The sequence below is a fragment of the Streptomyces sp. B1866 genome (assembly GCF_031932565.1).
Taxonomy (GTDB): domain Bacteria; phylum Actinomycetota; class Actinomycetes; order Streptomycetales; family Streptomycetaceae; genus Streptomyces.
Window position 1 is genome coordinate 1 of the sequence record NZ_JAVSCF010000641.1, and the last position, 372, is coordinate 372.

At 70.4% G+C, this 372-nt stretch carries 1 protein-coding gene; it reads right to left on the reverse strand.

All coding sequences use genetic code 11. The annotated features are described in order from the left end of the window. Positions 1 to 372: acyltransferase domain-containing protein (locus RKE29_RS30580; protein ID WP_312008931.1), on the reverse strand; the 372-nt coding region annotated here is incomplete at both ends.

Here is a 372-nt window from a genome sequence, read left to right on the forward strand (position 1 = left end):
AAGCGACCGAGATCCGCTCACCCCACTCGGCCAACCGCTCGCGCACGGCGTCGGCAGGCAGCGGCACCGACACCATGCCACCCCGACCCGACAAACCCTCCGCGATCGCCCTGGCCCGCAGCGACACCACCCTCGCCGCATCCTCCAACGACAACGCACCCGACACAGCGGCAGCCGCGATCTCACCCTGGCTGTGACCGATCACCGCAGCAGGCTCCACACCCACCGACCGCCACACCGCCGCCAGCGACACCATCACCGCCCACAGCGCCGACTGCACCACCACCACGTCATCCAGCGACGGCGCACCCCCACCACCCCGCACCACATCGACAACCGACCAACCCACATGCGGCCGCAACGCCGCATCAC